Raw genomic sequence first — 6593 nt, forward strand, 5'->3', positions numbered from 1 at the left:
AAAGTCCGCTGTCTTATTATCAATAGTTATTTTTCCTATTTTCTTTTTATTATCAGGCTGTTTTTCATTCGGGTTAATGTTATCAACTAAAAATGATAATGGTTATCATCGTTCTCATTGGAAAGGCGATTCAATTACCGCACTCTCTCTAGCAAAAGATAGTAACGGTACTAGCGGATGGGTATTTATTGGTGATCATTTTGATTATTTATTAATAAGAGGTGGAGATAACGCAGTAAATATTTTAAGAGATCCTCTTATCCACCATGATAAATTGAGCGTAGAAAATCCAGTTGAATTTATTATTGATAATCAAAAGAAGCAATTTAATGGGAAAATTAAAATAAATTATAACTGGGTAACTCAAACCGATAAAGAAGCAGCACTAACTTACGGTTTTATATGTAAAAAAGATATAAACACCTGTTCACTAAAAATAGATAATTTACTTGGAACAGTTCATCAAAAAAATAAAGAACAAAAAAATGAGTATTTACTACCTTTTAACCATCCCTTTAATGTTGAATTCTACCAATACAAAGAAAATCTTATTGGTGCCAGCACACCAAGAATATTATTACCCGTTACTTTGGCGCTAGATATAGTCACATCTCCTTTACAATTGCTGATGATCCCAATACTAAGCAAGTAGTATCGATAAAATAATTTATTATCAAACACTAAATATTCTAGTTTGATTAATAAGGAGATAGCGTTATCTCTATCTCCTTTTATACCATATTATACTATGATGTTAGCCTATTTCATCGCTTATAGGATTAACGCACAACTAACACAGATTGTTTGGCGTAAGCCACAATTCCTGATGCATTAGAGCCTAATAAATGAGTTGAAATGCTAGGACGACGAGAGCCAACGACAATTAAATCCGCTTTAATTTTTTCTGCCAGCTCTAACACTTTATCTCTTGCTGAGCCAAATGCGGCAGAGAAATCAACTTGCTCTTTAGGTAAATCTACAGAATTAGCTAATTCTTGCAGTTGTTCTTGAACTCGTTCAATCGCTTTATTAGCAAAAGAGCTTAACATATCATAATGGTAGCTATAACTAATTGAAAAACGTGAAACATCAGGAATAGCATGAAACAAATGGATCTTAGCCCCTTCAAGCTTTGCAATATAAACAGCGTGTTGTAAAGCCTTTTCGGTTAATTCATCTTCTGAAATATCCACGGGCACTAGAATTGTCTTATACATAGCAACTCCTCATTATTAATTATCGTCTGTTTGTTATTTTGATTTTTTCAACCAACAGTATGATTGCTAATCCTCTTCAAGATGCCATTTATGTAATTGTCGATGAATAAAGGGTGTCACTACTAATCCAATCGATAAAATAAAAACACACTGAAGAAACAAACCATAAATCGCAATAAAAAAACGCCCTGTTGGTGTTGCAGGCGCAGGCTCTACCGGTTGACCACTTAACATTGATATTGCGTTTAATGAGGACTCCATAAAAGTATGTCCTTCAATAAAATAGAACCCTAGCACGCCCGGTAATAATCCTAAAAAAAAGAATACAGTACCTATTATATAGTAGCGTAGAATACGTAGAATAAAATGGTCGAGCCTTAAAAGTTCTTGTGTAAATTTTTCCATCCCATTGACTCTATTAATGCGCAACCCAATGAAAATAATTTAATAATGGTAAAATAGATAATTTAAAAGAAAAAAATAGGTTATGAAACCTCATAACCTATTAGCATGTGTCAATTAACGAACCACTAACACAGAAATATCTGCATAACGAACAACGCCTGCGGCCGTAGAGCCTAATAAATGTGTGCTAATGTTGGGTCTGCGAGAGCCGATAACAATTAAATCTGCTTGAATATCTTTTGCTGTCGTTAAAATTTCATCACGGGGAGAGCCAAAAGTGACAGTGTAAGCCACTTTTTCAGCAGGCAGATCCACCGAATCCACCAACATTTGCATATCATTTTCGGCTTTTACTGTCGCTTTGTCTTTAATTTCGGGATAACCCAGTGAATAAGCATTAATAATGGCTGAAGAGATAGGAAGCACATGGATAAGATGTAAATTAGCTCCTGTTTCTTTGGCTAAATAAACAGCATGGCGTACTGCTTTACTGGTTAACTCTTCTTCTACAATATCGATAGGCACTAAAATTGTTTTATACATAATAACTCCTCTCAACTCTCCATTTGCCTTAATAGTATCGCAATAACCTCAAGATTACTGTGAGTCAATTAACTAAAACCAACCTAATATCAATTATCAATCGGCTTTAAGTATTAATGAGTTACTACAAAAAATAAACTACTCAGTTAAAATAAATCAGTGCTGTGCTGTTGGTGGGTTGCCCACATTTGGTTGCGAACCGCACGGATGGTATCAATAAGCTCTGATGCGGTTAATCCTATTGGCCCTATTCCTTGTTTTATTAATTGGTCTGCGGCAATACCATGTATCCATACGGCACTCGGCACAGCCTCTGCGATTGGCATACCTTGTGCTAAAAAACTTGCCATGACACCGGTTAATACATCACCGCTCCCTGCTGTCGATAATCCACTGTTCCCTGTTGTATTTACTGTGATATCTCCTTGAGGTGAAGCAATCACCGTTCCTTGTCCTTTCACTATGGCCCAGCAATGATATTGGCGTGTAATTTCTATTGCAGCTTGTTGACGGTTATTTTGAATATCAGCAACATCACAATGAAGTAAAGTTGCGGCCTCTTTCGGATGGGGTGTTAATACACAATTAGCGGTTAACTTAGTGTTAATATGCGATAAGTTTAATTGAGCCAATAACACCAGCGCATCGGCATCAAAAACATAAGGTATTTTCTCGTTACGTTGTGCTAGTACTGTAGTCAGCAATTGTTCCGAATCAGAGGAGAGCCCTAAACCGCAGCCAATCGCCCATGCTGATATTTGTGGTTGCTCTAATAATGTTATGGCTGTTTGTAGCATCAGTTCGGGTGCACTATCAATAAAAGGCAGTGGCAATTGTGGTTGTGCAAAGCCCAAAAAGACTTTACCACACCCTGCTTTAAGCGCACTTTTTCCCGCCAAAACAATCGCACCACTCATGCCTTCTGAGCTGCCGATAATGGCTAATGTACCAAAAGTGCCTTTATGTGTATTTCCCATATTTCGCTGAGCGAGTGCAGGATAGTGAGATATTGCTTGTAATAGTTGCTCTCTGTTCATCTATTATTCCTCATATTCCTCACCTTTTATTGCTGAGTGTTTATTTTTATATCAAACCGCATTAAACGGTAATGGCTAATTTAAAGTATAGCGTGATATCGATGACATAATCATAATAAGAGTGTACTAGCGGAAATGATTCCTTATCTACTATTTGTTTATTCGTTTTATTCATTTATTTCTTTTATGGGCGATAAGAAAAGCTATTCATACCAGATGAATACAATGTTATTCTGTTACTAGGCATTATTTTTAGGTTAATAAACAAACGATATAAAGGGAAATTCACCATGAATGAGAAGTTTAAAACACAAGCAGATGTTGAAACATTAGCGCAAGAAGTTGCATGCCTAAAAACGCTTGTGACTTATATGTTAAAAGCATTAGGTCAAGCAGATGCTGGACGCGTTATCTTAAATATTGAGCGAGCTATTTCCGAAGTTGCTGATGAACAACAAGCAGAAACCTTCCGCAACACATTAAGCCAAATTAAAACAGCTTATCGTCAATAATGATATTGACGTCATCAAAATGCAATTGCGCATGATTTTAATTTATTGTCGCTTCTTTTTGTGCTGCACAAATAAGCAAAAAGTAAATCTGAAAAGTCTATATACTTAATTCCGAAATAAACCATTCTTTATTCATTTAACTGCCCCTCTATTGTTATAGAGGGGATTTTTTTATCTGTAATAAATAACTAATGTTAATCCTATTCTGATTTAACGCTATATGGGTTTATATGTTACACTTACAGTGTACGCACCAAAATAAACCATGAGGCTTATAATGAAACCACTTCTGTTATCCCTGCTTTTACTTCCTGCTGTTGCATTTGCTAACCCAAGTAAAATGGCTGAAGATTATTGCAATACATTCAAAGATATCTCAGTAAAAGCTTATGATACTAATGAAGCGCCTGAGAAAATCGCCAAAGACGCATTAGCAACATTGAAATCTCAAAACTTTGATTTTGCAAAACTAGATGCAACGGAAGCTGATTTTTCTAATGGCACCGTTGAAGTTGTTAAATCTTTACGTGATGCAAAAGCAGAAATTGGTTCACGTGAAGAGTTCCAAGAAGGCTTAACGCAAATTGTTGCGGCATGTAAAATTCAAATGGATTCTGTTTTACAAGAGCAGAAAAAATAATCCATTGACTGCCTTAAATGATTAAGCGCAGAGTCCAAGGAGCAGAAATAATCCTGCTCTTTTTTTATTAACCCCCCTATTTCATTTCTTACGTTTAACCCTGCTAACTTTTCCCTGCCGCTATTTATTGTGCATGATAGTATCCATCTATTGCGATTAAGGTTTATAATACTTTAGTAAATAATCATTAGAACTGGCCATAACAAGGAGATATTGTGAGCAACGAACAATCCATCCAGCGATTAAGAAGACTACGCCAGTCAGAGAACCTGCGCGCGCTGTTTCAAGAAACGACACTCAGCAAAAATGATCTAGCACTACCTATTTTCGTTGAAGAAGGCTTAGAGGATTATCAGCCGATCAAAAGTATGCCAGGTGTGGTACGTATTCCTGAAAAACGCCTTGCTTATGAAATTGAGCGTATCGCTAAAGCGGGTATCAAAACGGTCATGACCTTTGGTGTCTCACACCATCTTGATGAAACAGGTAGCGATGCTTGGAAAAGCGACGGTCTAGTTTCTCGCATGTCTCGTATTTGTAAAGATGCTGTACCAGAAATGATTGTTATGTCAGATACTTGTTTCTGTGAATATACTTCACACGGACACTGTGGCGTTTTACATGGTGAACATGTCGATAATGATGAAACTATCCATAATTTAGGTCTACAGGCGGTTGCCGCCGCACAAGCCGGTGCTGATTTTATTGCTCCCTCTGCCGCAATGGATGGTCAAGTTGCCGCTATTCGTGCTGCATTAGATCAAGCAGGATTTACCGATACCGGTATTGTTTCCTACTCAACTAAATTTGCTTCTGCATTATATGGCCCATTCCGTGATGCTGCTGGCTCTCGCTTAATTGGTGATCGTAAAACATATCAAATGAATCCGATGAATCGTCGGGAAGCTATCCGCGAATCATTGATTGATGAGCAAGAAGGTGCGGATATGTTAATGGTTAAGCCTGCTGGTGCTTATTTAGATATTATTCGTGATGTTCGTGAACGTACACTATTACCGTTAGCAGCCTACCAAATTAGTGGGGAGTATGCGCAAATCAAATTTGCTGCATTAGCGGGTGCTATTGATGAAGATCGCGTGATAATGGAAACACTAGGCTCCATTAAACGCGCAGGTGCTGATTTAATTCTCTCTTACTTTGCGCTTGATTTAGCAGAAAGAAATCTACTTTAATCACCCTTGTATCTAGATGACAAGCGAATAGATCACTAAGAATCTTCAGTATATGACTAACCCCACCACTAAAAACATGGCGGTTAGATACGCTAAATACTTCAAGTTATAACGATAATTTGAAGTATTTTTCACCCTATATTATGAGGCGACTATGGATAACTGTATTTTCTGTCAAATTGTAGCGGGAAAAGCACCTTGCCATAAAATTTGGGAGGACGAACATCATCTTGCGTTTCTTTCAATCTTCCCTAATACCAAGGGTTTTACGGTTGTTATTCCGAAAAAACACTATCCAAGTTATGCTTTTGATTTAAGCGATGAAGCCTTAGCGTTATTGATCATCGCCACTAAAAAAGTGGCAAAAATCCTAGATAAAACATTCCCAGATGTGTCACGCACGGGGATGTTTTTTGAAGGTTTTGGCGTTGATCATGTTCATAGCAAACTCAGCCCAATGCACGGTACGGGTGATATGACAAAATGGGCGCCCATTGAAAACAAACAAAAGGTTTTCTTTGATAACTACCCCGGCTATCTTTCATCTCATGATTTTGAGCGCGCAAATGATGAGGAATTAGCGCAATTAGCTGCGCTTATTCGCCAAAATAGTCAGTAATTGATCCAGCCATAATAAACTAATAGCAATAACGGATAAGCATTTATTACTTATCCGTTATTAGTTAATATTACACAATTATTCTTTATCCAAAGCACCGTAAAACCCCGTCCTTCAGGTCGGGGATATAAGGCGTGGTTTTTTAACTAACTAGATGTTTCCTGTTGCTCAATGTACTGGCGGATAATGGATATTGGTGCGCCACCACAACTCCCCGCGAAATAACTCGGCGACCAAAGAACCCCCTTGTAGTAATCACGTTGTGCAATATCAGGACGATCACGTCGAAGTAATCGACTCGATACCCCTTTAAGGCTGTTAACCAGATTAGATATCGCCAGTTTTGGCGGGTAATTAATCAGTAAATGAACGTGATCCCGTTCCCCATCCATTTCAACCAGTTCAACATCAAAATCAGCACAAACAC

At 37.5% G+C, this 6593-nt stretch carries 10 protein-coding genes; 5 read left to right on the forward strand and 5 right to left on the reverse strand.

Annotated elements, in window-relative coordinates; translation table 11 throughout:
- Window positions 1-652 (forward strand): YidX family protein (locus AACU98_RS05640; protein WP_202611357.1); only part of this gene is annotated, 652 nt, incomplete at its 5' end.
- 127 nt (window positions 653-779) lie between these two features.
- Here AACU98_RS05640 and AACU98_RS05645 read toward each other — a convergent pair.
- The 4 genes from AACU98_RS05645 to AACU98_RS05660 form a co-directional block, all read right to left on the reverse strand.
- A complete protein-coding gene (locus tag AACU98_RS05645) occupies window positions 780-1217 on the reverse strand; it encodes a universal stress protein (protein WP_004243203.1) in 438 nt (145 codons plus the stop codon).
- A 66-nt stretch (window positions 1218-1283) separates the two neighbouring features.
- Entirely contained in the window at window positions 1284-1622 is a 339-nt protein-coding gene (locus AACU98_RS05650; protein ID WP_004243204.1) for a hypothetical protein, read from the reverse strand.
- 114 nt (window positions 1623-1736) lie between these two features.
- Entirely contained in the window at window positions 1737-2165 is a 429-nt protein-coding gene (locus tag AACU98_RS05655; RefSeq protein WP_004243205.1) for a universal stress protein, read from the reverse strand.
- A gap of 146 nt (window positions 2166-2311) precedes the next feature.
- Complete coding sequence (locus AACU98_RS05660; protein ID WP_004243206.1) at window positions 2312-3202, reverse strand: NAD(P)H-hydrate dehydratase; 891 nt, start codon at window positions 3200-3202, stop codon at window positions 2312-2314.
- Between the two features lie 290 nt (window positions 3203-3492).
- On the opposite strand from AACU98_RS05660, the gene AACU98_RS05665 reads away from it, so the two are divergent.
- The 4 genes from AACU98_RS05665 (at window position 3493) to AACU98_RS05680 (ending at window position 6166) form a co-directional block, all read left to right on the forward strand.
- Entirely contained in the window at window positions 3493-3714 is a 222-nt protein-coding gene (locus AACU98_RS05665) for a DUF2594 family protein (RefSeq protein WP_036905633.1), read from the forward strand.
- Window positions 3715-3991: 277 nt separating this feature from the next.
- The gene (locus AACU98_RS05670) at window positions 3992-4354 is read left to right on the forward strand and encodes a hypothetical protein (RefSeq protein WP_004248202.1); all 363 of its coding nucleotides are present in this window, start codon (window positions 3992-3994) and stop codon (window positions 4352-4354) included.
- A gap of 215 nt (window positions 4355-4569) precedes the next feature.
- Window positions 4570-5547 carry a porphobilinogen synthase gene (gene hemB / locus AACU98_RS05675; protein ID WP_161735669.1) on the forward strand — a complete coding sequence of 326 codons (978 nt, stop codon included), beginning with the start codon at window positions 4570-4572 and terminating at the stop codon, window positions 5545-5547.
- Between the two features lie 154 nt (window positions 5548-5701).
- Window positions 5702-6166, forward strand: a complete 465-nt coding sequence (locus AACU98_RS05680; protein ID WP_004243211.1) for an HIT family protein — start codon at window positions 5702-5704, stop codon at window positions 6164-6166.
- Between the two features lie 146 nt (window positions 6167-6312).
- Here AACU98_RS05680 and tnpA read toward each other — a convergent pair.
- Window positions 6313-6593, reverse strand: a 281-nt coding sequence (tnpA, locus tag AACU98_RS05685) for an IS200/IS605 family transposase (RefSeq protein WP_161735671.1), incomplete at its 5' end; no start/stop codon positions are given.

Origin of the sequence: Proteus sp. G4380, from assembly GCF_963885725.1 — a bacterium.
Taxonomy (GTDB): domain Bacteria; phylum Pseudomonadota; class Gammaproteobacteria; order Enterobacterales; family Enterobacteriaceae; genus Proteus; species Proteus mirabilis.